This window comes from Microbacterium hydrocarbonoxydans (assembly GCF_000956475.1).
In the GTDB taxonomy this organism is placed as follows: domain Bacteria; phylum Actinomycetota; class Actinomycetes; order Actinomycetales; family Microbacteriaceae; genus Microbacterium; species Microbacterium hydrocarbonoxydans_A.
Genome location: NZ_JYJB01000010.1, coordinates 873,009 through 896,538, shown reverse-complemented (window position 1 = coordinate 896,538; position 23,530 = coordinate 873,009). Strand labels below are relative to the sequence as shown.

The following is a 23,530-nucleotide window of genomic DNA, read 5'->3' as shown; positions in this document are numbered from 1 at the left end:
CAAGCCTTGGCTGGGTGATACGATAGAGGCATCATGAGCACCTCTCTCGAGACTCGCAGCACGCGCGCGGAACGCCGCGCAGCACGTCGTCGCGCGCACCACCTGGTGACCGCCGATGAGAACTCGCTGCTCGAGCTCGAGGCGTTCCTCGCGACGCTTCCGCTGTGCGCCTCGGGGCGCATCTTCATCGAAGTGCCCGAAGCCGGCGACATCTCACGGGTCGACGCACCCGGTCGCATGACCGTGACGTGGCTCGCTCGCGGGGACCGCTCAGGCGCACCTGGCACCGGTCGCGCGTGCGCCCCCGGTGAGGCGCTTGCCAGGGCGACGTGTGCGTGGGCCGATGAGATGCTGTGCGATGACGAGCTCGAGACTCACGTCACGCTGCTCGGCGGCTTCCTCGGAACCGCCGACATCGTCGACCACCTGACCTCCGAGCTCGGAGTCGAGCCCTCGCAGATCCAGGTACCGGAGCGCTTCGGCCTGCTTCAGCGCTGACGTCCGCGGCGCACGTAGCCGCCGTCTTCCAGGCCCGCCTCTATCTCGAAGCGGTTGCGCAGCGGGTCGCGGCCGGCGAACAGGTACAGCACCGGCATCAGGAACCCGTATCGGAGCCACTGGACCTTGTGGACCGCTTCGTGCTTCAGCACCGCATCGCTGGGACGGGCATCGCCGGTGAGGAAGCATCCGCCCACGCACACGCCGCCGCGGTTGTACGTCCAGCTGGGCATTCCGCGGAAGACCCAGAGACCCTGCCGTCGCTCGACGGGGCCGGTGCTCCACAGCGAACCCCAGAGCCATCCGACCGCAGTGCCCCACCAGTAGCCGACCCGGCTGATCGGAGAGCGCAGCAGGAACGAGGGGATGCGCCGGTCGAAGCGGCGTCCGCGTGCGAGGGCGGCCTCGGCAGCAGGGCGCCAGTCGTCCATCACGCGATGGCGCCGATGAGTCTGAGGAGCGCGCCGAGGTCGTCGACCGCGTCGGCGGGCGTGCGGGGCGCGAACCCCGAGATGGTCGCCCCGGCCAGGGGAACGCGCTCGCGCAGCCGACGGATCGCGGCACTGAGGGCTGCGGTCGTGACCCCGAAAGGCGCGGCGTCGGAGACGCCGGAGAGTTCGGACGGGTCGAGCACATCGACGTCGATGTGCACCCAGACCCTGCCGGCGCCGGTCGCGACGACGGCGTCGGCCACCGCATCCACCGAATCGAGGTCTGAGGCTGAGATCGATGTGAGGCCCTCGACCTGCGAGACCTCGTCGTCGTCGAGATTGCGCATGCCGACGGCGACCACGCGGTCGCGCGGGATGCCGGGGGAGAGCGCGAGCTGGGGCTCTCCTTCGCCGAGCACGGCGCGCAGCGCCATTCCGGAGAACGCACCCGACGGCGAGGTCTCTGGGGTGTTCATATCGGCGTGAGCGTCGCACCAGACGATGGCGAGATCGTCCGTCCCGCCCGGGAGAGCTGCGAGAGCGGCGACCGTGACGCTGCAGTCGCCGCCGATCACCACGGTGTCGGCGGACATCGCCTCTGCGACCACTTCTCGCGTCCGCAGCAGAGAGCTCAGCCGGCGCACGCCGGTGCCCAGGGATTCACCTGCTTCCACGGGGACTTCGAGCACCGTCGTCGCCGCACGCGGCAGATCACCGGCGATCGCGGTGGCTCCGTCGATCAGCAGCATCGCTCGGGTGGCGGGGGAGCCCTGCCACTGCGGGACGACCAGGAAACGCACCACGGGTGCCTCCAAAGAAAGGAGCGGATGCCCCGGACCGGGGTCCGAGGCATCCGCAGGGTGTGTCAGGAGCCTTCGATGGCCTGTCGCGGAGCGGTGCTGCCGCCCGCCTTGAGCTCTGCGAGCCGTGCCTCGACCTCGGTGAGCTCACCGAGGTCTTCGAGGCTCTCGAACTGCGCGTCGAGGCTGGATGCCGCGAGCTCCGCCTTGCCCTGAGCAAGAGCCTCCTGGCGACGGACCTTGTCTTCGAACCGGCCCAGCTCGCTGGTGGGGTCGAGCACGTTGATCGAGCCGACCGCGTCCTGCACCTTGGTCTGAGCCTCGGCGACCTTCGCACGAGCGAGCAGCTCGCTGCGCTTGTTCTTCAGCTCGCCGAGCTTCTCCTTCATGCCGTTGAGGCCCGACTTGAGCTTCTCGACGATCTCGGTCTGCGACGCGATCTGAGGCTCGGCCGCCGAGGCCTCGCGCTCGGAGCTGATCTGACGCTGCAGCGCGATCTTGGCGAGGCTGTCGAACTTGTCGGCGTCGGCCGCATTGCCCGCGGCCCGCATCTCGTCGGCCTTGCGGCTGGCCGCGAGCGCCTTGTTGCCCCACTCCGTGGCGGCCTGGACGTCTTCCTCGTGGTCGCGCTCGAGCAGACGCAGGTTGCCGATCGTCTCTGCGATCGCGGACTCGGCATCGGCGATGTTGTTGGTGTAATCGCGGACGAGCTGGTCGATCATCTTCTGCGGGTCCTCGGCGGAGTCGAGGAGCGCGTTGATGTTCGCGCGGACGAGGGTCGAGATTCGTCCGAAGATGGACTGCTTGGTCATGCGGTTTCCTTTCAGAGGGTCCTGCTTGAGATCTTCACTTGTGCGCCTATGGAAATCAGAAGCGTCCGCCGCCGGAGCGGCCGGATCGTCCGCCGCCGGATCGCCCGCCGCCGCCTCCGCCGAAGCCGGAGCTGCGGAATCCGCCGCCGCTGGAGCGCCAGCTGCTGCTGCGGGAGGAGCCGCCTCCGCCGCCTGCGAGGAGGCCGCCGATGATGCCGCCGAGGATGTCGCCGCCGAGGCCGGAGCCGCTCGACCGCGAGCCGCCGAAGGGATCGCCACCCCATCCGCCGCCCGTGGAGTAGGACGACACGTCGGACTGGGCGTAGGAGGCGGCCTGGCGGGCGAGCTCGAGCGCGTTCTGCGCGACGGCGAGCGCCTGCTCGGGGTCGGAGGCGCGCAGACCGATCGCTTCGCCGAGCCCGGCTTCGGCCTGCGAAAGCCGGGTGCGTGCCGTGGCGCCGATGCTGCCTCGCCGCGTCTGGATGAAGTCGCTCGCCGAGCGGACCTGCGCGTCGGCCTGAGCGAGGGTCTGCTCGAGCATCTGCTGCGTGCGACGTGCGCGCTCGACGCTCTCGCGGCCCTGAGCGATCGCCGCGTCGATCTGCGTGTTCGCCTCGGTGAGCGCCTCCAGCACGCGCTGCGGGTTGCGGGAGACGCCGGTCAGCCCGGCCTGAGCCTGCTGCAGCTGCTGCTGAACGCTCGCCGCGACCTGGGCGCCTGCGCCCGCGACGTCGGGGAGCTGCTGCGCCGTCGCGATGTCGCCCTGCAGCTCGGTGATGAGCGCCCGGGCCTGCGACTCGATTCCGGCGAGGTCGGCGCCGAGGGTGGTGATGGCCGCGGCCAGCTGCCCCGCCTGCGCCACGGACTGCTCGGCCGTGCGGATCGCGAACGCCGCATCACCGGACTTGCCTGCCGCGATCGCGGCGGCGGCGGCATCGATCGAGCGGTCGGCGAGCGCTGCCCGCTCCTGGGCCTGAGCGGGGTTGTCGGCGACCGTGCTCAGAGCCGCGGTGCCGTACTCGGCTGCGAGTGCGGCGAGGGCGGGAGCCGCATCGGCGAGCATCGGCTGCAGCGCAGCACGCTCGCCGCGCACGCGCTCGAGCTCCTGCGGTGCGTTCTCCTGGAGCTTGCGCAGAGCGTCGAAGGCCTCGGTGTTGTCGTCGAGCACGTCGTCGATCTCGTCGCAGAGCTGGATGATGCGGATGTGCCAGGCACGGCGGTCGTAGATCGTGTCCTCGATCTCGTCATCGAGCTTCTGCTTGATGTCGAAGGCCTCGGACATCTTCGTCTTGGCCGTCTCGATCGCAGCGCTGAACTGCGAGGTGGCGGCGTCGCCGAACTGGGCGACGGCGAAGCCGAGCTCCTCCTTGCTGGAGGCGAGCGCGTCGTCGGCGCGCACGAGTGCGGCACCCGCCTGCGTCTGGATCTGCTCGTCGGTGAGGGATGAGAACGGGTCGTTCGGGTCGGGCTTCTCGGGCATGGCGCCGCGTGCGCGCACAGCGGCGTTGCGGCGGGCGCGCCTGACGAGGACGACGACCAGCCCGATGAGCAGCGCAGCGAGGACGATCGCCCCGATGACCAGGAACGTGCGGACCGCGCCGGCTCCGCCGTCGCCCTGGATCTCGTCGGCTGCAAGGGTGATCGCTCCGTCCCAGTCCTGCTGGGCGAGGAGCGGCTGGATCTTCTCCTCGACGTCGTCGAGCTTGCCGTCGCTGAGCGGTCCGTCCTGGGCTGCGGAGATGTAGTAGCTGCGCCCCTCGACCGCGATCGCGAGCAGGTACTGCTCGGGCCCGAGATTGTTGTCATCGGCGACGGTGTCGGCCCACTCGACGTTGTCGGACGGCGAGGTGAAATCGTCGACCAGCACGACGAACAGATCGGCCGTGGAGTTCTCGGTCAGCGTCTGCAGACGCGCTTCGAGCTCATTCTTCTCGGTCGGGCTGAGGACGCCGGCGTCGTCGGTCACATAGCCCTGATCGAGCTGAACCGGATCGGTCGCAGACGCCGCAGAGGCGGAGAGCATTCCCGCGAGGAGAGCCGTCATCACCGCGGACAGCGCGAGCCAGCGAGTCCTCATCTGCATCCCTCCGACCGGCCGCCGTGCCCCATGCGTCGAGTCTATGCACACACGACGACACGCGACAGCATCCGCGCCTCGATGGGCGTTCGCCGTCAGCGCAGACACATACGCTGGAGGGCATGGAGGACAGGTACGGATCGGATGTGCTCGCCGCGGGCTGGCGGGAGCGCTCCGCGAAGCAGGTGCCCGAGGTGCCGGCCGAGCTCGACCTCGTGATCGAGGTCGCCGGCGACGGATACTGCGGTGCGGTGACGAAGGTGCAGGCCGGAAACGTCGAGCTCGAGGACTGGAAGGGCCGCAAGAGGCTGTTCCCGCTCGGCGGCGGGTTCCTCGTCGAGGGCAGGCCCGTGAAGCTCGTCGCGCCGAAGGCGGCGCCGCAGGGGCCTCGGCGTACGGCATCAGGGTCCTTCGTCGTCGCCGATCAGCGTGCCCGCACCGCCCTGCCCAGCCGAATCCTCGTCGAGGGCAAGCACGACGCCGAACTCGTGGAGAAGGTCTGGGGCGCCGACCTGCGCGTCGAGGGCGTCGTGGTCGAGTTCCTGCAGGGCGTCGACCTGCTCGACGAGCTGCTCGCCGCCGAGCCGCCGAGCGCGACCCGACGCTACGGCGTGCTCGTGGACCATCTGGTGCCGGGCTCGAAGGAGTCGAGGATCGCGGATGCCGTCGCGCGCGGGCCGCACGGGCGTCATATCCGCATCGTCGGGCATCCCTTCGTCGACGTCTGGCAGTGTGTGACCCCGAAGGCGCTCGGCATCGCGAAGTGGCCGGAGATCCCGCGCGGCACGGACTGGAAGACCGGCATCTGCCGTGCGTTCGGCTGGCCGTACGAGACGCAGGCCGACACCGGGCTCGCCTGGCAGCGCATTCTGTCGAAGGTGCACACCTATCGCGATCTCGAGCCCGCGCTGCTGGGCCGTGTCGAGGAGCTGATCGACTTCGTCACCGAGCCGGCCGGGCGCTGACCGGCTTCAGGGCTGCCGAGTCCGTCGAAGCACCCGGGTACCCTGGAAGAATGCCCGAACCCCGCACTTTCCGCGATGAACCGGTGTCCTTCGTGCGCCGCAGCGGACGGATGTCCGATGCGCAGGAGCGCGCCTTCGACGAGCTCGCCCCGCGCTACCTGCTCGACGTGCCGAGAGACGTCGCGTGGACCTCGGTGCACCCGGAGGCGCGTCTGGACCCGGCATCCGAGTACGGCCGCGACGCCGACCTGATCGTGGAGGTCGGCTCCGGGCAGGGACATGCGATCGTGGCGGCCGCGTCGTCGCGTCCCGGTGACGATTTCCTCGCGGTCGAGGTGTTCCGCGCCGGGCTCGCCCGCACGATGCTCGACGCCGAGCGCGCAGGCGCTCACAACCTGCGCGTCGTCGAGGCGAACGCTCCGGAGGTGCTCTCCTCCTACCTGCCCGAAGGCGCGGCGGCCGAGGTCTGGATCTTCTTCCCCGATCCGTGGCACAAGAAGAAGCACACCAAGCGCCGGCTCGTTCGTGACGGCTTCGGGGCGACCGCGGCCCGCGCGCTGCGTGACGGCGGTCTCCTGCGACTCGCGACGGACTGGGAGGAGTACGCGCTGCAGATGCGCGAGGTGCTCGACGCCGACCCGCTGTTCGAGCGTGCTTTCGAGGGCGAGTGGGCCGAGCGCTTCGATGGCCGTGTCATGACCGCGTTCGAGCGCAAGGGCATCGCGAAGGGCAGGGACATCCGCGACCTCGTCTACCGGAGAACACTCCGGGCATGACCGCCGTGCCGCGCGACGAGGCCATCTGGCCCGGTCTCGCTCCCGCCCTGCTCGTCTGCGCCGCCGCGCCCGCGTTCTTCGTGCTGCGGATCGCATGGCTCGGCTGGCTGCTGCTCGCTGTGGGCATCGGGATCGCGTGGGTCGTCGAGCGACGACGCGCCGCGCGGGGCGTGGTCGAGAGCACGGGAGCGAGGCAGCCCTCGCTGACCCGAGATCTCGCGCTGATCGCGCTCGGCCTGCTGATCGTCAGCATCATCCCGCTGGCCGCCGAACTCGACAACCTCGCGATGCTGCGGTTCACTCTGGCACTCGGAGGAGCGGTCGCCGTGCCCTACCTGGTGTCGCGATACGTCTTCCGCGACCGGGCGATCGGGTTCCCCTGGCGCGCCCGTCGTCGCTGGGGTCGCCTGCAGTGGGGCTGGCTGGCGGCCGTGCTGCTCCTGGGCTGGCTGATCCTGCCGTTCTACTTCATCACCAGCGGCGTCTACCAGAACTGGCCCGTGGTCGACTCGCCTGAGCTGATCGCGCGGCTGTTCGTCGGAGTGGGAGCCGTCGGCATCTGGGATGAGCTGTTCTTCATCTGCACGGTGTTCGCGCTGCTGCGCAGGCATTTTCCGGATGCTCTCGCAGGCGCGCTCCAGGCGATCGTGTTCGTGTCGTTCCTCTGGGAGCTCGGCTACCGGGCATGGGGGCCCGTTCTGACGATCCCGTTCGCGCTGCTGCAGGCATTCATCTTCCTGCGCACGCACTCCCTCGCCTACGTCGTCACGGTGCATCTGCTGTTCGACGCCGTGGTGTTCGCCGTGCTCGTGCATGCGCACAACCCCGGACTGCTGCCGATCTTCCTCGTGTGAAGGTCTGCATGCGAGATGATGGGGGAATGATCATCGCCGGACTCGTCCTCGCCGCTGCTGCGGCCGCCTTCCACGTCTTCATCTTCGCGCTCGAGTCCCTCAAGTGGACCGAGCCCGAGACCCGCAAGATCTTCGGCGTCGCCAGCGAGGCGGATGCTGTCACGATGAAGCAGCTGGCGTTCAACCAGGGCTTCTACAACCTGTTCCTCGCGCTCACGGCGCTGCTCGGCGTGGGCCTGGTCATCCTGGGCGCCGTCACGGTCGGCCTGACCCTCGTCTTCGCCGGCACCGGCATGATGCTCGCCGCTGCCCTCGTGCTGATCCTCTCCGACCGCTCCAAGGCGCGCGCCGCGATCATGCAGGGCACGCTTCCGCTGCTGGCCGTCGTCGTCACCGCGATCGGCGTCGCACTGAACTGAGCCGACCCATCGGGGGGTGACAGCGCCTCGCGCAGCCGCCACACTCGTGTGCATGGCTGAGTGGGTGCTGCACGTCGACATGGATCAGTTCATCGCAGCCGTCGAGGTGCTGCGCAGGCCCGAGCTGGCGGGTCTCCCCGTGATCGTCGGCGGGCGGGGAGATCCGGCAGAGCGCGCGGTGGTCTCGACCGCGTCCTACGAAGCGCGCGCGTTCGGGATCGGCTCGGGGATGCCGCTCAAGATCGCTGCTCGCAAGGCCCCGGAGGGAGCGTTGTTCCTGCCCGTGGATCACGAGGCGTACGAGGCGGCGTCGCACGAGGTCATGTCGACCCTGCGGGCGCTGCCCGGTGTCGTGCTCGAGGTGATCGGCTGGGACGAGTGCTTCCTCGGCGTCTCCACCGACGATCCTGAGGCGGTCGCCGCGGCCGCGCAGTCCGCCGTGCTCGAGGCGACCGGGCTGCACTGCTCGGTCGGCATCGGAGACAACAAGGTGCGCGCGAAGATCGCGACCGAGTTCGGAAAGCCGCGTGGGATGTTCCGCCTCACCACGGCGAACTGGTTCGACGTGATGGGGGAGAAGCCGACACGAGACCTGTGGGGCGTCGGCCCGAAGGTCAGCAAGCGCCTCGCCGATCATGGCGTGAAGACCGTTCGACAGCTGGCTGATGCGGATCAGGACGAGCTCGTGGCCGAGTTCGGGCCGCGCATGGGCGTCTGGTACCGCGAACTGGGATCGGGGATCGGCCCGGCCGTCGTCGACGACACGCCCTGGGTCGCGCGCAGTCACAGCCGTGAGACGACGTTCCAGCAGAACCTCACGACACCCGAGGAGGTCGAGGCGGCTGTGAGAGATCTCGCCGGCAGCGCGTTCGACGACTGCGCCGCCGAGGGCCGCCCCGTGGTCCGCGTGCACCTCAAGGTGCGCTACGCGCCTTTCGAGACGAAGACATTCGGTCGCAAGCTCGCTCAGCCGACCGAGCGGCGCGAGGAGGCTATCGCCGCGGCCGTCGCTCTCGGTGCCGCTCTGGATCCCGAACGAGAGGTCAGGCTGCTCGGGGTCAGGGCGGAGATGTCCATGCCGGAGGGCGGTGACGCCGTGGAGCGGACGCCGGTCCGCGGCCGGATCTGACGACCGCGGACCCGTCTCAAGGCTCCGTGACGAGCGTCAGTCGCGAACCACCGCCGCGACTGCGCTGACCTCGATCAGGGCGCCAGGCACGCCGAGGCCCGCCACGATCGCCGCCGTCACGAGGGGCGGTGCTCCGTCGCGTGCCAGCGTGGAGGCGACCGCGCCGTAGGCCGCGCGCAGATCGGCGTCCTGATGGATCAGGACGGTCCAGCTGATGACGTCGTCGAGGCCGGCTCCCGCGGCCTCGAGAGCGACGCGTGCGTTCTGCAGTGCGCGCAGCGATTGCTCGCCTGCATCCGATGAGATGAGCGCGCCGGTCTCGTCGACGCCGTTCTGGCCGCCGACGTAGATGGTCGTCGCGCCAGGGGGAACCACGGCGACGTGGCTGAACGCAGGACTGACGACGAGTCCTGCAGGCTGCATGAGTGTGATGTCCATGCCGAACAGTATGGCGAGAGCCTCGGACATCAGGGACGCGAAGGGGCGAAGGCTCCCACAGCCTTCGCCCCTTCCATCGATGCCGCTCAGAACTTCAGCAGCACCTTGCCCACACGTCCGGGTGTCTTGCTCGCCCGCATCGCCTCCGCAGCCTCCGCCGCGTCGAACACGCCGGCGACGGGCAGGGTGAGCGTCCCGTCGCCCACTCGCTGCACGAGCTCTCCGAACAGGGCGCCGCGCTTCGCGGCATCCATCGTCTGGATGACCTTGCTTCCCCAGAAGCCCTTGACGGTCGCCTGCTTGAAGATCACGTCGCCGGACGCGATCTCCATGACGGGGGAGTTCATGGCGCCGAACGCGACCAGGGTGCCGTTCTCGGCGAGCAGCGAGAGCACGTCTCCTGCCGAGGAGCCGCCGACCGAGTCGACTCCGGCGACGATCGCCGGAGCGCCCGTGAGAGCGGCTACGCCCTCGCGCCAGTCGGCCTGATCCGTCGCGACGACGTTCTCGATGCCCTGAGCGCGCAGCTCCTCGACGCCCTCCGCGCGGCGGACCAGGCCGAGCACGTTGACGCCGCGTGCGGCGCCGAGCTGCGCCAGCATCCGTCCCACTGCGCCGTTCGCGGCGTTCTGGACGATCCAGTCGCCGGGCTTCACGTCGAGGAACTCCAGCAGGCTGATCGCGCTGAACGGCATCGACACGAGCTGGGCGGCGGCCTCGTCGGGCAGCGCTTCAGGTACCGGGATGAGCCCGGCGGCCGAGGCGACGACGTATTCGGCCCAGGCGCCGAAGGTGCCTCCGGTCGCGACGCGCTGGCCGACGGTGAGAGCGTCGACGCCTTCGCCGAGCGCATCGACGATGCCGAGCGCCTCGGTGCCGGAGGCCGCCGGGAGCTCCGGCTTGAAGCCGTAGGTGCCGCGGATCGTCCAGATGTCGTGGTTGTGGATCGGAGAGAGCACGATGCGCAGCCGCACCTGGCCGGGGCCGGGTTCTGGCAGCGGGCGGTCTTCGACGGTCAGGACGTCTTCGGGCTCGCCGAAGGAGTGGTGGATGAGTGCGCGCATGGTCTTGCTCCTCAGTCGTCCGAGACGGTGATGTCGACGTCGATGTTGCCGCGCGTCGCGTTGGAGTACGGGCACACCTGGTGGGCGGCGTTCGCGAGGCTGATCGCCTGCTCATGGGGGAGGTCGGGGATGACGACCTCGAGCTGCACGGCGAGGCCGAAGCCGCCCTCTCCGTTCGAGCCGATCTGCACGCGAGCGCCGACCGAGGAGTCGGCGATCGACACCTTCTGCGCGCGGGCGACGGTCTGCAGCGCCGAGTGGAAGCAGGCCGCGTATCCCGCGGCGAACAGCTGCTCGGGGTTCGCACCGTCGCCGGAGCCGCCGAGCTCCTTCGGGACGGCGAGGGTGAAGTCGAGACGGCCTTCGCTCGTCGCGACGCGGCCGTTGCGGCCGGCGCCGGTGGCGAGGGCCTCGGCGGTGTACAGGGCTTCCATCGTGTGGATTCCTTTCAGTGGGTGCTGTTCTGCAGCAGGGCGGTGAGTTCTTGGAGTTCGGCGATCAGGCGGCGGCGATGGGCGTCGTCGCGGATGCCCGCGAGCTCGGCGATCTGCGCGCGGATCGGTGCGACCTCGGCGCGAAGGGCCTGGCCTTCGTCGGTGAGCTGCACCGTGACGACGCGCTCATCTGCGGCATTGCGGGCTTTCGTGACGTAGCCGCTTTGCTCGAGGCGGCGCACCAGTGGAGAGAGCGTGCCGGAGTCGAGCTGCATCATCTCGCCGAGCGAGCCGATCGTCTGCTCGCCCTCGTTCCAGAGGATCGCCAGCACGAGGTACTGCGGGTAGGTGAGCCCCCACGGCGCGAGGAGCGTGCGGTACGCCTGCGTCGTCGCGCGGGCGGCGGAGTAGAGGGAGAAGCACACCATCTCATCGATCACGGGCATGCAAGAAGTATTGCACGCAATTCAATTGTGCACAACTTAAATCCGCCGCGCGGACGGAGCTTGTCAGGCCTCACAAGGGCTCGATGACCTCGTCGAGGAGGTTGATGCCGCCCGACGAGTTGACCGACCGCATCATCTCCTCGATCCAGCGGACGTTCAGTGCGGGCCGTTCGGGAGTGTCGAATTCGAACCGCAGGGGGATCGACGGATGCAGCCAGATCGTCGAGCGCCCGGGCGACGTGCCCGACGGATGCTGCCAGGACATGGTGAAGCTCTCATGTCGCCTCAGCTTCGTGGCGATCACGACCTTCAGGTGTGCGAGTGCACGATCCTCGATGCGGATCGGTGCGGAGGAACCGTCGTAGAAAAGGATGCCCATGGGTGAACCCCTGTCCGTCAGCTCCCCGGTATCCGGATGAATTGAGCGGAATTCCCGCCGCCGGCCGGGAATGCCCTTTCAGGCTACGACGTCCCGGGTGCACGTGTCGACCGGTTCCTGTGAGCGCGTACATCTCGCGCGGGTACGGTCGGCACATGAGCAAGGATCATGTGCCGGGCGATCTCACTGAAGTGGAGCCGACGTCCCCCGTGCCCGAACAGACGGACCAGGGAGCTGCGATCCAGCTCGACCGCGCGCGCTCGATGAAGCCGATCCACATCGCGCCGCAGGCGCACTGACACCCGGCGCGTCACCCCCGCCGAAACGAGGAAGAGGTCCGTCCGACTGGACGGACCTCTTCGCGAAAACGTGCCCCCGGAGGGATTCGAACCCCCGACCTACGGTACCGGAAACCGGCGCTCTATCCCCTGAGCTACGGAGGCGCACCGAACGACAATATCACTGGTTGGAGGTGCTCTCCGACGCACCCGCCGCTGTCACCGGGGCCGCGCCCATCTCGACGAGATCGGCCGCCAGTCTTTCGGCGAGATACCGGTGTCCGTCGGTGGAGGGATGCCGGCGTCCGAAGTCCACGTCGATCACATCGAGGTAGTTCTCCGGGGTGATCCAGTTCTCGGCGATGGGGGAGATGTACCACCAGCCGCGCTCGGCGGCGAGGGCTGCGAGATCGGCGTCGATGCGGGCGGTGCCGGCGCCGACGGGCAGAATGTGCGGAGCCGGTCCGAGGATCACGATCTGCGCCTCGGGGTAGATGGCGGACATCGCGTCCCACGCGGCATTCACGGCCTCGCGGTATCCGGCCTCGCCCTGCTCCCGATCGTTGATCGAGCCCTGGATGATCACGAGATCGGGCGCCAGAGCCGGGTCGAGCGCCGCGATGCGCTCGCCGAACGCCGGCCCGTCGATGCCGGGCTTGAGGTACCCGCTGCCACGGATGCCGTTCACGGTGGTCGCCCCGTCGAGCAGCTCTGCGAGGACGTACGCGTACCCGAGGGTCGGCTCGGATGCCGCCGACCCGTAGGTCCATGAGTCGCCGAACACGAGGACGGACGGATGCTCCGGCAGCACGAGCGGAGCGGGGGCGATCCTGACCGATTCCGCAGATCCTGCACCAGCGACCTGTGCGGTGGACGACGTCGAGGACCACGGTCGCCAGACGCCCAGCGTGACGGCGACGAGCGCCACGAGGACGGCGATGGTGAGCACTGCAGGAAGCGTGCGGCGGCGACGGGACGCGGCATTCATGGCATGACTGTAGATCACGGCATCCGCCCTGCAAATTCCGATGCCTCGACGCGCCGTAAACTGGGGAGCCTATGAACCCTGAAACGCTCGCCCAAGCCCTTCTCGCCGTCCTCGCACCGATTGCCGCCGAGCGACGCCCGGGCGAGCCGCTCGGGCTCTCCGCATCCGACATCGTCTTCGAGCGTCCCCGCAACCGCGACCACGGCGATTGGGCGTCGAACATCGCCATGCGCCTCGCAAAGGCGTTCGGATCCAACCCGCGCGAGCTGGCACAGCAGATCGCAGACGGCCTCGCCACGGTCGACGGCGTCGCCAGCGCCGAGGTCGCCGGCCCCGGGTTCATCAACATCCGTCTCGACGCCGCAGCCGCCGGCGTTCTCGCGAAGACCATCGTCGACGCGGGGGTGGATTACGGCACCAGCGACTCGCGCGCGGACGAGATCATCAACCTGGAGTTCGTCTCCGCGAACCCGACCGGCCCGATCCACCTTGGCGGCACACGCTGGGCCGCGGTCGGCGACTCGCTCGCGCGCATGCTCTCCGCGCAGGGCGCCAAGGTCACCCGCGAGTACTACTTCAACGATCACGGTTCGCAGATCGACCGCTTCGCGAGGAGCCTCGTCGCCGCGCATCTGGGTGAGCCCACTCCGGAGGACGGCTATGGCGGCGGGTACATCCTCGACATCGCGAAGCGCGTCGAACTCGCCTACGAGGGCGATCTGGCCGCGCTGTCTCCGGAGGCTCTCCAGGAGACCTTCCGCTCACGCGGCGTGAGCCTCATGTTCGACGAGATCAAGTCCAGCCTGCACGACTTCGGCGTCGACTTCGATGTGTACTTCCACGAGGATGACCTCCACAAGTCGGGCGCTGTGACACGGGCGATCGCCCGGCTCCAGGAGCTGGGCCACATGTATGAGGCCGACGGCGCGCTGTGGCTGCGCACGACGGATTTCGGCGATGACAAGGATCGCGTCGTCATCAAGTCCGACGGCCAGCCGGCATACATCTCGGGCGATCTCGCGTACTACCTCGACAAGCGCGAGCGCGGCTTCAACCGCTGCATCATCATGCTCGGCGCCGATCACCACGGGTATGTCGAGCGTCTGATGGCGATGTGCGCGGCCTTCGGCGACGAGCCGAACGTCAACCTCCAGATCCTCATCGGCCAGATGGTCAACCTCGTGCGCGACGGCAAGCCGATGCGGATGTCGAAGCGCGCAGGAACGGTCGTCACCCTCGAAGATCTCGTCGAGATCGTCGGCGTCGATGCCGCTCGGTACGCTCTGACGCGCAGCTCGGCGGATTCGAACCTCGACATCGATCTCGACGTGCTGCAGAAGCGCACGAACGACAACCCCGTCTTCTACGTGCAGTACGCCCACGCGCGCACGCACAACGTCGCGCGCAACGCGGCGGATTCTGGCGTCGACCGCAGCGAGTTCGCACCCGAGACGCTGACGCACGAGACCGAGGCGGCCCTGCTCGGGGCGCTGCAGGAGTTCCCGCGCATCGTCGGCTTCGCGGCGGAGATCCGCGAACCGCACCGCGTCGCGCGCTATCTCGAGGAGCTCGCAGGCCTGTACCACCGGTGGTACGACAACTGCCGCGTCATCCCGCAGGGCGACGACCCGATCGAGAGCGTGCACCGCACCAGGCTGTGGCTGAACGACGCCGCCGGCCAGGTGCTCCGCAACGGACTGGCGCTGCTGGGAGTCTCCGCACCCGAGCGCATGTGACTCGGCGGGTGCGTCAGGATGGATCGATGAGCGACGACAACCACACCCTGCCGTACCCCGCCCCCAGCGGAGATCACGAGACGCTCGTCATCCCGGGGGAGCAGAAGGCGGATGCCGCGCCTCGCCCACGGCGCAGGAGGCGCTGGCCGTGGGTGCTGCTCATCGTGGCGCTCGTGATCGCGGCGCTCGCGGTCGCGAGCGAGCTCCTGGCGCGGGCCCTGCTGCCGGGCATCGTGCGAGGCATCGTGATCGAGCAGCTCGACCTCCCCGCCGACCAGCAGCTCGACGTGGATGCCTCGGGGATTCTGATCCCGCAGCTGATCAGCGGGCGCCTCGACAGCCTGCACCTGTCGACGGATGCCGTGACGCTCCAGGGCATCACCGGCGCGGTCGACGTCACCGCGACCGGCATCCCGCTTCAGGGCGGCGAACTGGCGGGCGCCGACGGGACCATCCGCATCGACGAGTCCCAGTTCACGACTCTGCTCGCGAGCTCCGATCTGCCCGTCGACTCCGTCTCCTTCGACGCGCCGGACGCGACGGTCGCAGGATCCGTGAACGTGCTGGGACTGGCGGTTCCGATCTCGCTCACCCTCACTCCCGGCGTCGCGGAGGGCGACGTGGAGCTGACGCCCGTGCGGCTCACGGTCGGCGGACTCGCGGTCGATGCATCTCAGGTCGGCTCGTCGCTCGGATCGGTCGGAGAGCGCCTCACAGAGCCGCAGCGCATCTGCATCGCCGATCAGCTGCCGGCCGGGCTCACCCTCACCGGTCTCGCGATCGAGGGCAGCGAGGCGGTCATCGACATCGACGTGAACGGTGCGATCGCCACCGATCCGGCTCTGCTCGAGAAGGGCGTCTGCCCGGGGCGCTGAGCGGCTTCACACCCGCCGAACGGAGGTCAGGCCTTCTCTCGATGCGCGTCGGCTGCGGCATCCTGCGCGGCGCGCAGCGCGTCCTGAGCGATCGAGTACTCGATCTCCGCGCGCTGCAGCCGGCGTGCCTCGAAGGTCGTCGCGCCGAAGCGCGCGTGCACGCGATCGGACTCCTCCTCATGCGCCGTGACGATGTAGGCGCACGCGATGAGCATCACCTGCGCCGACAGGTTCAGCCAGATCAGCAGCGCCAGCAGCGTGGCGAACGACGCGAGCAGCGGATTGCTCGACGCGCCCCCGACGAACAGGCTGGACAGCTCCTGCAGCACGAGCAGACCCGCACCTCCCAGCAACGCACCGCCCCGCACCGAGCGCCCGGCGGCGCGGACTCCGGACAGCAGCCGGAAGACGACCGCGATGAGGGCTGCGTCGAGCGCGAACACGACGAGCAGGGAGAGCAGGCGGATCGACCACTCCGTCACGGGGGAGCGGTCGGGGAGACCGACGACTCCGAGGAGCCACGTGATGCCGGTACGGCCGGCGACAGTGATCACCGCCGATGCCGCGAACGATGCGCCGATGACGATCGCGAGCAGCAGATTGCGCAGGACGACCCACACCCAGAGCACATCGTCGTGCGCGGTGCCCGCGATGACCCTGATCGCCGTTCGGAGCGAGCCGATGGCGCCCAGCGCCGCCCCGACGAGTCCGACGAGGGAGATGATCCCCGCGATCGACAGAGACACGGGCTGCCTGAGGTCGGCGGTGTCGACGACGCCGTTCTCGCCGATGAGCCCGGGAATGGCCGTCTCGACGGCGCTGACGATGGCCTTCCATGCGACCGGATTTCCGGTGAGCCACAGGGCGGCGACGGAGAACCCGAGGAGCACGCCGGCGAACACGCTGAAGAGCGCGCGGTATGTGACGCTGTCGGCGAGCATGGGGCCGCGGCGCTCGGAGTAGAGCAGCACGGCCCGCACCGGACGCAGGGCGAGCGCCCATCGGATGGCTGCCGCACTCGCGCGCTGAACGACGCCGGGGCGGCCGCTGTCGGAGGAAGACGTGTCTGTGGTCATCACGCACCAGATTACGAGCCGGGGGAGCGGCGCCCCAGGGGCTTGACGCGGCGCGTCACCGTGACGAAGAGCCGCGCGCCGGTGCCCTAGAATCGGGTCATCCTCGCTGTGCGCGATCGCGCTCGAGAATCATCCACGATTGGTGCTCCTTGCTTTCCCCTGTCGATTCGCTCGCCCCGGAATGGCTCGTCGTGCCCGACGACTCCAATGACCTGGTCCCTTCGGTCTGGCCCGCATCGGCGGCCCGTGACGCGGACGGGACGCTGGAGATCGCCGGTGTCAGTGCGACGGATCTCGCTCAGACCTACGGCACCCCGCTGCTCGTGATCGATGAGGACGAGGTGCGCTCCCGCGCCCGCGCGTTCCGGATCGCGTTCGACGCGGCCGCCGCCGAGCAGGGCACGACCGCACAGGTGTACTACGCCGGCAAGGCCTTCCTGTGCACGACCGTCGCGCGCTGGGTCGTCGACGAGGGGCTCCGCGTCGACGTCTGCACAGGAGGCGAGCTCGAAGTGGCTCTCGCGGCAGGCGTCGCCCCCGCAGCGATCGGCTTCCACGGCAACAACAAGTCGGTCGCCGAACTCGAACGAGCCGTCGAGGTCGGGGTCGGCTCGATCATCATCGACAGCGCCATCGAGATCGAGCGACTCGCGGCGATCGTCGCACGCACGCACGCCACCCAGCGCGTGTTCGTGCGCGTGATCAGCGGCGTGCACGCCGAGACGCACAGCTTCCTCGCGACCGCGCACGAAGACCAGAAGTTCGGGTTCCCGCTGGCGGATGCCGAGGCCGCAGTCGCTCGCATCCGAGACATCCCGGGGCTCGACTTCGCGGGCCTGCACTGCCACATCGGCTCGCAGATCTTCGGCGTCGCCGGGTTCCGCGAGTCAGCGTCCCGCGTGCTCGAACTCCACGCCGCGCTGCTGGAGGGGGGACCGGTTCCGCAGCTGAACCTCGGCGGCGGCTTCGGCATCGCCTACACCCGCGTCGACACCCCCGAGCCGATCGAGACCCTCGCGGGAGAGATCGTCGCGGCGGTGGCCGAAGGGTGTGCGGCGAGAGGCATCGAGGTGCCCGCACTCGCGTTCGAGCCCGGACGTGCGATCGTCGGGACCGCGGGCGTCACCCTCTACGAGGTGGGCACCACCAAGGACGTCGAGCTCGGTTCAGGAGCGGTGCGCCGCTACATCAGCGTCGACGGCGGCATGAGCGACAACGCCCGCCCCGCCCTGTATGGCGCGCAGTACTCGGCCCGCCTCGCATCGCGCGCAGGCCTCGGCGCGCCCCAGCTCAGTCGCGTGGTGGGCAAGCACTGCGAGTCCGGCGACATCGTCGTCGATCACGAGTACCTCCCGGCCGACCTCGTGCCTGGCGATCTGCTCGCGGTGCCTTCGACCGGGGCCTACTGCGCACCTCTCGCGAGCAACTACAACCATGTTCCCCGTCCACCGGTCGTCGCCGTGCGCGACGGCCGCACGCAGGTCATCGTGCGTGGCGAGAACATCGCCGACGTGCTGGCACGTGATGCCGGGATCGTCCCGGCATCCGCGACCCGCAGCGAACGCTGACCTTCTGCCGGCCCTGCGTGGCGCCCGGCACAGACACACCTCCGAAGGAGTCCCCATGACTGCTGAGTATCGACGACTGCGGGTGGCGCTGCTCGGCGCCGGAGCCGTGGGCTCCCAGGTCGCCAGCCTGCTGCTGCGACACGGCGACGAGCTCGCCGACCGGGCAGGAGCCGCTCTCGAGCTCGCCGGCATCGCGGTGCGAGACGTCGACGCGCGGCGCGACGTCGATCTGCCCAAGGAGCTGTTCACGACCGACGCCGAATCGCTCATCCTCGGCTCGGACATCGTGATCGAGCTCATCGGCGGCATCGAGCCCGCCAGGGCGAACATCCTTCTCGCCCTGGGCTCCGGCGCCGATGTGGTGACCGCGAACAAGGCGCTGCTCGCCACGCACGGTCCCGAGCTCTTCGAAGCTGCGGATCGCGTCGGCGCGTCGGTGTACTACGAGGCTGCGGCGGCCGGCGCGATCCCGATCATCCGTCCCCTGCGCGACTCGCTCGCAGGCGACCGTGTCGTGCGCATCATGGGCATCGTCAACGGCACCACGAACTACATCCTCGATCGGATGGACACGGAGGGCGCCGACTTCGCAGACGTGCTCGCCGATGCCCAGCGCCTCGGGTACGCGGAAGCCGACCCGACCGCCGACGTCGAGGGCTACGATGCCGCGCAGAAAGCGGCGATCCTCGCCAGCCTCGCCTTCCACACTGCGGTCCCGCTCGACGCCGTGCATCGCGAGGGCATCTCCTCGATCACGGCCTCCATGATCGAAGAGGCGCGCGCCGCGGGCTTCGTGATCAAGCTGCTCGCAGTGTGCGAGCGCATCGAGGCGAACGGCGCCGAGTCGATCTCGGTGCGCGTGTATCCGGCGCTGGTGCCGCAGTCGCATCCGCTCGCGAACGTGCACGGCGCGAACAACGCGGTGTTCGTCGAGGCCGAGGCCGCAGGCTCCCTGATGTTCTACGGCGCAGGCGCCGGCGGCGTGCAGACCGCCTCGGCGGTGCTCGGCGACGTCGTCTCCGCCGCTCGCCGCCACATCGCCGGCGGCGTCGGCGTCGGCGAGTCGACGAGGGCGAACCTGCCGATCGTGCCGATCGGCCACGTCACGACGCGCTACCAGATCACGCTGCAGGTGGCGGATGCTGCGGGCGTGCTCGCCACGGTCGCCGGCATCCTCAGTGACGGAGGCGTCTCGGTCGCGACCGTGGTGCAGACCGTCGAGGGCGAGTCCGAGCCCACGGCTCGGCTCATCATCGGCACGCACCGCGCGACCGAGGAGGCGCTCAGCGCGACGGTCGACGCTCTCGCCGAGAGCTCCGTCGTCGAGCGGGTGGTCTCGGTCCTGCGCGTGGAAGGCGAGTGACGATGGTGCTCGGACGCACCGTCGAGGTCACGGTTCCCGCCACCAGCGCCAATCTCGGTCCGGGTTTCGACACGCTCGGTCTCGCGCTCAGCATCTACGACACGCTGCTCGTCACGGAGCTCCCGGCAGGGCAGCTCGAGATCCAGGTGTCAGGGACGGGCGCCGATGAGATCCCGCGCGACGAGTCGAACCTGATCGTCCGCACGATCGCGCATGTCTACCAGGACGTCGGGCGTGAGATGCCCGGCTTGCGCATCGTCGCGGAGAACGGCGTGCCGCACGGCCGCGGACTCGGTTCGTCCGGCGCGGCGGTGACCGCCGGCATCCTCGCCGCGAAGGGACTGCTCGAGGGCGACGTGGAGATCGGCGACGACGATCTGCTGCGCCTCGCCACCGAACTCGAGGGGCACCCCGACAACGTGGCTCCTGCCCTGTTCGGCGGCCTTACGATCGCCTGGATGGGGGAGAGAGGCCCGCAGCACAAGAAGCTGCTGGTGCACCGCGGCGTCTCGCCCCTCGTGCTCGTGCCCTCCTACACGATGTCGACGTCGAAGGCCCGATCGCTGCAGCCCCCGCAGGTGTCGACCGAGGACGCTGTCTTCAACGTCTCGCGCTCCGCTCTGCTGATCGCGGCTCTCATGCAGAGCCCCGAGCTGCTGCTCGACGCCACGGCAGACAGGCTGCATCAGGATTATCGGGCCGAGGCCATGCCCGAGACGCAGCGGCTGGTTCAGGCTCTGCGCGCGGCAGGTTTCGCCGCCGTCGTCTCGGGGGCGGGACCCAGTGTCCTGGTGCTCGCCGATGGCCCGGGAAGCCGCCAGGATGCCGTGGAACTGGCAGCCGGCGTCACAGACACCCCGTGGGACGCGCTGCTGCTCGCGGTCGACGTGCGTGGTGGTACAGTGGGGGAACGAGCGGAGGGCTCCACGTAACTGCGTGAATCTGGCCCCATTGCAACTCTGCAGGACCCGCACGCAAACCCTTGAAGCACTTCTCCTCTGCGAGTCTGTGCCAAGGCAGGCTGTCGCCGAGCGTCAGCCAGTGCGATCGCGCGCAGCACCCGTTGTGCGCGGAACGCTCATGTCTCCGAGACCAAAGAGGGAGTACTCGTGGAGAATTTCTCCGAGACCCAGAACGACTCATCCGTTGTGAACGAGAACGCGGCGCCCGCCGCTGACACCGTCGCCGAGGCGCCTGCGGCGCCCGCCCGCAAGCGCGCGCCCCGTCGTGCCACCACCGCGACGGCCGCCGCGAAGGCGGAGAAGGCCGCCGCCGAGGCTCCGGCAGCCGAGGCTCCGGCATCCGAAGCTCCTGCTGCTTCCGACGCGCCCGCGGCCGAGGCTGCGCCCAAGGCGAAGGCTCCGCGTCGCAGCCGGGCCAAGAAGGCCGATGCCGAGACCGCAGAGGCCCCCGCGGCCGAGCCGGCGCAGGCGCCCGAGGCTCCTGCATCCGAGGCCCCTGCTGCCGATGCTCCCGCTGCAGACGCAGCTCCCAAGACTCCTCGTGGTCGCCGTGGTGCGAAGAAGCCCGTCGAGGCCGCCGACGCCGCCGACGCTCCGGCAGCGCCTGCCGAGAAGGCCGACGCAGCCACCGAGAAGCAGGCCGACGCCGCTGCCGCGGACGACGCCTCCTCCGCCCCCGAGCAGGGTGATGGCGACGAGCAGGGCGGTCGCGGCCGCAGCCGCAGCCGCAGCCGGAACCGCGGACGCGGCCAGAACGGCGCAGCCGGTCAGTCGCAGAACGAAGGCAGCCAGCAGCAGAACAACCAGTCCGGTGACGACGAGGGTTCGGCAGGTGGCCGCAACCGTCAGCGCAACAAGCGCCGCACCGGCGGCCCTGTCGACGAGTTCGACACCGAGATCGGCGAGGACGACGTCCTGATCCCGATCGCCGGCATCCTCGACGTGCTCGACAACTACGCTTTCGTGCGCACCACCGGCTACCTCGCCGGCCCCAGCGACGTCTACGTCTCCCTCGGTCAGGTCAAGAAGTACAACCTGCGCAAGGGCGACGCGATCGTCGGCTCGATCAAGCAGCCTCGCGAGGGCGAGCAGCAGGGCCGCCAGAAGTACAACGCGCTGGTCAAGGTCGACTCGGTCAACGGGCTGTCGGTCGATGACGCCGCCAACCGCGTGGAGTTCGGCAAGCTCACCCCGCTCTACCCGCAGGAGCGCCTGCGCCTGGAGACGGCCCCCGAGAAGCTGACCCAGCGCATCATCGACCTGGTCGCACCGATCGGCAAGGGCCAGCGCGGTCTCATCGTCGCGCCGCCGAAGGCCGGCAAGACGATCGTGCTGCAGCAGATCGCGAACGCCATCGCGATCAACAACCCCGAGGTCCACCTCATGGTCGTGCTCGTCGACGAGCGCCCCGAAGAGGTCACCGACATGGAGCGCACCGTGAAGGGCGAGGTCATCGCCTCGACGTTCGACCGCCCCGCTGAGGACCACACCACGGTCGCCGAGCTTGCGATCGAGCGCGCCAAGCGCCTCGTCGAGCTGGGCCGCGACGTCGTCGTGCTGCTCGACTCGATCACGCGCCTCGGTCGTGCGTACAACCTCGCGGCACCGGCGTCGGGTCGTGTCCTCACCGGCGGTGTCGACGCCTCTGCCCTCTACCCGCCGAAGCGCTTCTTCGGAGCCGCGCGCAACATCGAGAACGGCGGATCGCTCACGATCCTCGCCACCGCGCTCGTCGAGACCGGCTCCAAGATGGATGAGGTCATCTTCGAGGAGTTCAAGGGCACCGGCAACAGCGAGCTGCGCCTGTCGCGGGCCCTCGCCGACAAGCGCATCTTCCCCGCGGTCGACGTCAACGCCTCGAGCACCCGTCGCGAGGAGATGCTGCTGAGCTCCGACGAGGTCAAGATCACCTGGAAGCTGCGTCGCGCCCTCGCGGGTCTCGACCAGCAGCAGGCCCTCGAGGTCGTGCTCGGCAAGCTCAAGGAGACCCACTCGAACGTCGAGTTCCTGGTGCAGATGCAGAAGTCGATCCCGACGCTGCCTGCGGGCGGTCACGACAGCAACATCCGCTGAGGTCGGGCGTGTTCGAGTCCGTACAGTCTCTGATCGACGAGCATCGCCGGGTCCAGGAGGAGCTCTCCGACCCGGCGGTGCACGCGGATGCTGCACGGGCCAAGCGGGTCAACCGCCGCTATGCCGAGCTGTCGCGGATCGTCGCCGCCTACGATGCGTGGGTGGCGGCATCCGATGACCTCGACGCAGCGCGGGAACTGGCCCGTGAGGACGACGCCTTCGCCGAGGAGGTGCCGGCTCTCGAAGAGGGGCTGCAAGCCGCACAGGAGAGGCTGCGACGTCTGCTGATCCCGCGCGACCCCGACGACGCCCGTGACGTGATCATGGAGATCAAGGCGGGCGAGGGCGGTGCGGAGTCGGCGCTGTTCGCCGCCGACCTGCTGCGCATGTACATCCAGTACGCGGCGTCGAAGGGCTGGAAGACCGAGCTCCTCGAGCGCAACGAGTCCGACCTCGGCGGTTACAAGGACGTCCAGGTCGCGATCAAGGGCTCATCCACCGACCCTGCGCAGGGCGTGTGGGCTCACCTCAAGTACGAGGGCGGAGTGCACCGTGTGCAGCGGGTCCCGGCGACCGAGTCGCAGGGGCGCATCCACACCTCGACGACGGGCGTGCTGGTCTTCCCCGAGGTGGACGAGCCGGAGGAGATCCAGATCGACCAGAACGATCTGAAGATCGACGTGTTCCGCTCGTCGGGTCCCGGCGGCCAGTCGGTGAACACGACCGACTCGGCGGTGCGCATCACGCACGTGCCCACGGGAATCGTCGTCTCGATGCAGAACGAGAAGTCGCAGCTGCAGAACAGGGAGGCGGCGATGCGCGTGTTGCGCGCCCGCCTGCTCGCCAGGCAGCAGGAGGAGCTGGATGCCGTGGCATCCGACGCCCGCAAGTCGCAGATCCGCACGATGGATCGCTCCGAGCGCATCCGCACCTACAACTTCCCGGAGAACCGCATCGCGGATCACCGCACCGGATTCAAGGCGTACAACCTGGACCAGGTGATGGACGGCGCTCTCGAGCCGATCATCGAATCCGCCATCCAGGCCGATGAAGAGGCGCGCCTCGCCGCTCTCGGCTCCGAGTCCTGAC

Annotated in this window: 25 protein-coding genes and 1 tRNA gene; 14 read left to right on the top strand and 12 right to left on the bottom strand. The window is 69.2% G+C overall.

Annotated elements, in window-relative coordinates; genetic code table 11:
• Window positions 1–33 precede the first annotated feature (33 nt).
• On the top strand, window positions 34–498 hold the full coding sequence (locus RS84_RS16945; protein ID WP_152641865.1) for an SIP domain-containing protein: 465 nt from the start codon (window positions 34–36) through the stop codon (window positions 496–498).
• Here the strand turns inward: RS84_RS16945 and RS84_RS16940 are convergent.
• The 4 genes from RS84_RS16940 to RS84_RS19715 form a co-directional block, all read right to left on the bottom strand.
• Window positions 489–929: a hypothetical protein gene (locus tag RS84_RS16940; protein ID WP_045258906.1), complete on the bottom strand. Its 441-nt coding sequence runs from the start codon at window positions 927–929 to the stop codon at window positions 489–491. The genes RS84_RS16945 and RS84_RS16940 overlap by 10 nt on opposite strands.
• A complete protein-coding gene (locus RS84_RS16935) occupies window positions 929–1,732 on the bottom strand; it encodes an arginase family protein (RefSeq protein WP_045258905.1) in 804 nt (267 codons plus the stop codon). The genes RS84_RS16940 and RS84_RS16935 overlap by 1 nt, the downstream gene beginning before the upstream one ends.
• 62 nt (window positions 1,733–1,794) lie before the next feature.
• Window positions 1,795–2,541 carry a PspA/IM30 family protein gene (locus RS84_RS16930; protein WP_045258904.1) on the bottom strand — a complete coding sequence of 249 codons (747 nt, stop codon included), beginning with the start codon at window positions 2,539–2,541 and terminating at the stop codon, window positions 1,795–1,797.
• 55 nt (window positions 2,542–2,596) lie between these two features.
• Entirely contained in the window at window positions 2,597–4,618 is a 2,022-nt protein-coding gene (locus tag RS84_RS19715; protein WP_045259285.1) for a TPM domain-containing protein, read from the bottom strand.
• 122 nt (window positions 4,619–4,740) lie between these two features.
• On the opposite strand from RS84_RS19715, the gene RS84_RS16920 reads away from it, so the two are divergent.
• The 5 genes from RS84_RS16920 to RS84_RS16900 are packed head-to-tail and all read left to right on the top strand — an operon-like array spanning window position 4,741 to window position 8,761.
• Window positions 4,741–5,583 (top strand): DUF3097 domain-containing protein, encoded by an 843-nt coding sequence (locus tag RS84_RS16920; RefSeq protein ID WP_045258903.1) that lies wholly within the window; start codon window positions 4,741–4,743, stop codon window positions 5,581–5,583.
• Window positions 5,584–5,633: 50 nt separating this feature from the next.
• Window positions 5,634–6,359, top strand: coding sequence for a tRNA (guanosine(46)-N7)-methyltransferase TrmB (trmB, locus tag RS84_RS16915; protein WP_045258902.1), 726 nt, complete (start codon window positions 5,634–5,636; stop codon window positions 6,357–6,359).
• Window positions 6,356–7,213, top strand: a complete 858-nt coding sequence (locus RS84_RS16910) for a CPBP family intramembrane glutamic endopeptidase (RefSeq protein WP_045258901.1) — start codon at window positions 6,356–6,358, stop codon at window positions 7,211–7,213. The genes trmB and RS84_RS16910 overlap by 4 nt, the downstream gene beginning before the upstream one ends.
• A 26-nt stretch (window positions 7,214–7,239) precedes the next feature.
• Window positions 7,240–7,632 (top strand): DUF1304 domain-containing protein, encoded by a 393-nt coding sequence (locus RS84_RS16905; protein WP_045258900.1) that lies wholly within the window; start codon window positions 7,240–7,242, stop codon window positions 7,630–7,632.
• 52 nt (window positions 7,633–7,684) lie between these two features.
• Complete coding sequence (locus RS84_RS16900; RefSeq protein ID WP_045258899.1) at window positions 7,685–8,761, top strand: DNA polymerase IV; 1,077 nt, start codon at window positions 7,685–7,687, stop codon at window positions 8,759–8,761.
• Window positions 8,762–8,797: 36 nt separating this feature from the next.
• Here the strand turns inward: RS84_RS16900 and RS84_RS16895 are convergent, their stop codons facing one another.
• The 5 genes from RS84_RS16895 to RS84_RS16875 all read right to left on the bottom strand — a co-directional run bounded on the left by RS84_RS16895 (window position 8,798) and on the right by RS84_RS16875 (window position 11,522).
• Window positions 8,798–9,199, bottom strand: coding sequence for a RidA family protein (locus tag RS84_RS16895; RefSeq protein WP_045259284.1), 402 nt, complete (start codon window positions 9,197–9,199; stop codon window positions 8,798–8,800).
• 86 nt (window positions 9,200–9,285) lie between these two features.
• The gene (locus tag RS84_RS16890; protein WP_045258898.1) at window positions 9,286–10,263 is read right to left on the bottom strand and encodes a zinc-binding dehydrogenase; all 978 of its coding nucleotides are present in this window, start codon (window positions 10,261–10,263) and stop codon (window positions 9,286–9,288) included.
• A gap of 11 nt (window positions 10,264–10,274) precedes the next feature.
• A complete protein-coding gene (locus RS84_RS16885; protein WP_045258897.1) occupies window positions 10,275–10,697 on the bottom strand; it encodes an organic hydroperoxide resistance protein in 423 nt (140 codons plus the stop codon).
• Between the two features lie 14 nt (window positions 10,698–10,711).
• Window positions 10,712–11,143 carry a MarR family winged helix-turn-helix transcriptional regulator gene (locus RS84_RS16880; RefSeq protein ID WP_200892031.1) on the bottom strand — a complete coding sequence of 144 codons (432 nt, stop codon included), beginning with the start codon at window positions 11,141–11,143 and terminating at the stop codon, window positions 10,712–10,714.
• A gap of 70 nt (window positions 11,144–11,213) precedes the next feature.
• Window positions 11,214–11,522 (bottom strand): hypothetical protein, encoded by a 309-nt coding sequence (locus RS84_RS16875; RefSeq protein ID WP_045258896.1) that lies wholly within the window; start codon window positions 11,520–11,522, stop codon window positions 11,214–11,216.
• A gap of 155 nt (window positions 11,523–11,677) precedes the next feature.
• Between RS84_RS16875 and RS84_RS19380 the strand changes: the two genes are divergently transcribed.
• Window positions 11,678–11,821 carry a hypothetical protein gene (locus RS84_RS19380; RefSeq protein WP_160298189.1) on the top strand — a complete coding sequence of 48 codons (144 nt, stop codon included), beginning with the start codon at window positions 11,678–11,680 and terminating at the stop codon, window positions 11,819–11,821.
• Between the two features lie 71 nt (window positions 11,822–11,892).
• On the opposite strand, the gene RS84_RS16865 is transcribed toward RS84_RS19380, so the two are convergent.
• Window positions 11,893–11,965 (bottom strand) — tRNA-Arg (locus tag RS84_RS16865).
• 16 nt (window positions 11,966–11,981) lie between these two features.
• Window positions 11,982–12,788 carry an SGNH/GDSL hydrolase family protein gene (locus RS84_RS16860; RefSeq protein WP_082062274.1) on the bottom strand — a complete coding sequence of 269 codons (807 nt, stop codon included), beginning with the start codon at window positions 12,786–12,788 and terminating at the stop codon, window positions 11,982–11,984.
• A gap of 71 nt (window positions 12,789–12,859) precedes the next feature.
• Here RS84_RS16860 and argS point away from each other — a divergent pair, with 71 nt between their 5' ends.
• Both argS and RS84_RS16850 read left to right on the top strand, forming a co-directional pair.
• Window positions 12,860–14,524, top strand: coding sequence for an arginine--tRNA ligase (argS, locus tag RS84_RS16855; protein WP_045258893.1), 1,665 nt, complete (start codon window positions 12,860–12,862; stop codon window positions 14,522–14,524).
• A gap of 26 nt (window positions 14,525–14,550) precedes the next feature.
• Window positions 14,551–15,399, top strand: a complete 849-nt coding sequence (locus RS84_RS16850; RefSeq protein ID WP_045258892.1) for a DUF2993 domain-containing protein — start codon at window positions 14,551–14,553, stop codon at window positions 15,397–15,399.
• Between the two features lie 26 nt (window positions 15,400–15,425).
• On the opposite strand, the gene RS84_RS16845 is transcribed toward RS84_RS16850, so the two are convergent.
• Window positions 15,426–16,475 (bottom strand): YihY/virulence factor BrkB family protein, encoded by a 1,050-nt coding sequence (locus tag RS84_RS16845; protein ID WP_045258891.1) that lies wholly within the window; start codon window positions 16,473–16,475, stop codon window positions 15,426–15,428.
• A 149-nt stretch (window positions 16,476–16,624) separates the two neighbouring features.
• Here RS84_RS16845 and lysA point away from each other — a divergent pair, with 149 nt between their 5' ends.
• From lysA to prfA, 5 genes are all read left to right on the top strand, one after another.
• Complete coding sequence (gene lysA / locus RS84_RS16840; protein WP_045258890.1) at window positions 16,625–18,043, top strand: diaminopimelate decarboxylase; 1,419 nt, start codon at window positions 16,625–16,627, stop codon at window positions 18,041–18,043.
• A gap of 55 nt (window positions 18,044–18,098) precedes the next feature.
• Window positions 18,099–19,406 (top strand): homoserine dehydrogenase, encoded by a 1,308-nt coding sequence (locus RS84_RS16835; protein ID WP_045258889.1) that lies wholly within the window; start codon window positions 18,099–18,101, stop codon window positions 19,404–19,406.
• Window positions 19,407–19,408: 2 nt separating this feature from the next.
• Window positions 19,409–20,338: a homoserine kinase gene (gene thrB / locus RS84_RS16830; RefSeq protein ID WP_045258888.1), complete on the top strand. Its 930-nt coding sequence runs from the start codon at window positions 19,409–19,411 to the stop codon at window positions 20,336–20,338.
• 177 nt (window positions 20,339–20,515) lie between these two features.
• The gene (gene rho / locus RS84_RS16825) at window positions 20,516–22,441 is read left to right on the top strand and encodes a transcription termination factor Rho (protein ID WP_045258887.1); all 1,926 of its coding nucleotides are present in this window, start codon (window positions 20,516–20,518) and stop codon (window positions 22,439–22,441) included.
• An 8-nt stretch (window positions 22,442–22,449) separates the two neighbouring features.
• Entirely contained in the window at window positions 22,450–23,529 is a 1,080-nt protein-coding gene (gene prfA / locus RS84_RS16820; protein WP_045258886.1) for a peptide chain release factor 1, read from the top strand.
• Window position 23,530 lies beyond the last annotated feature (1 nt).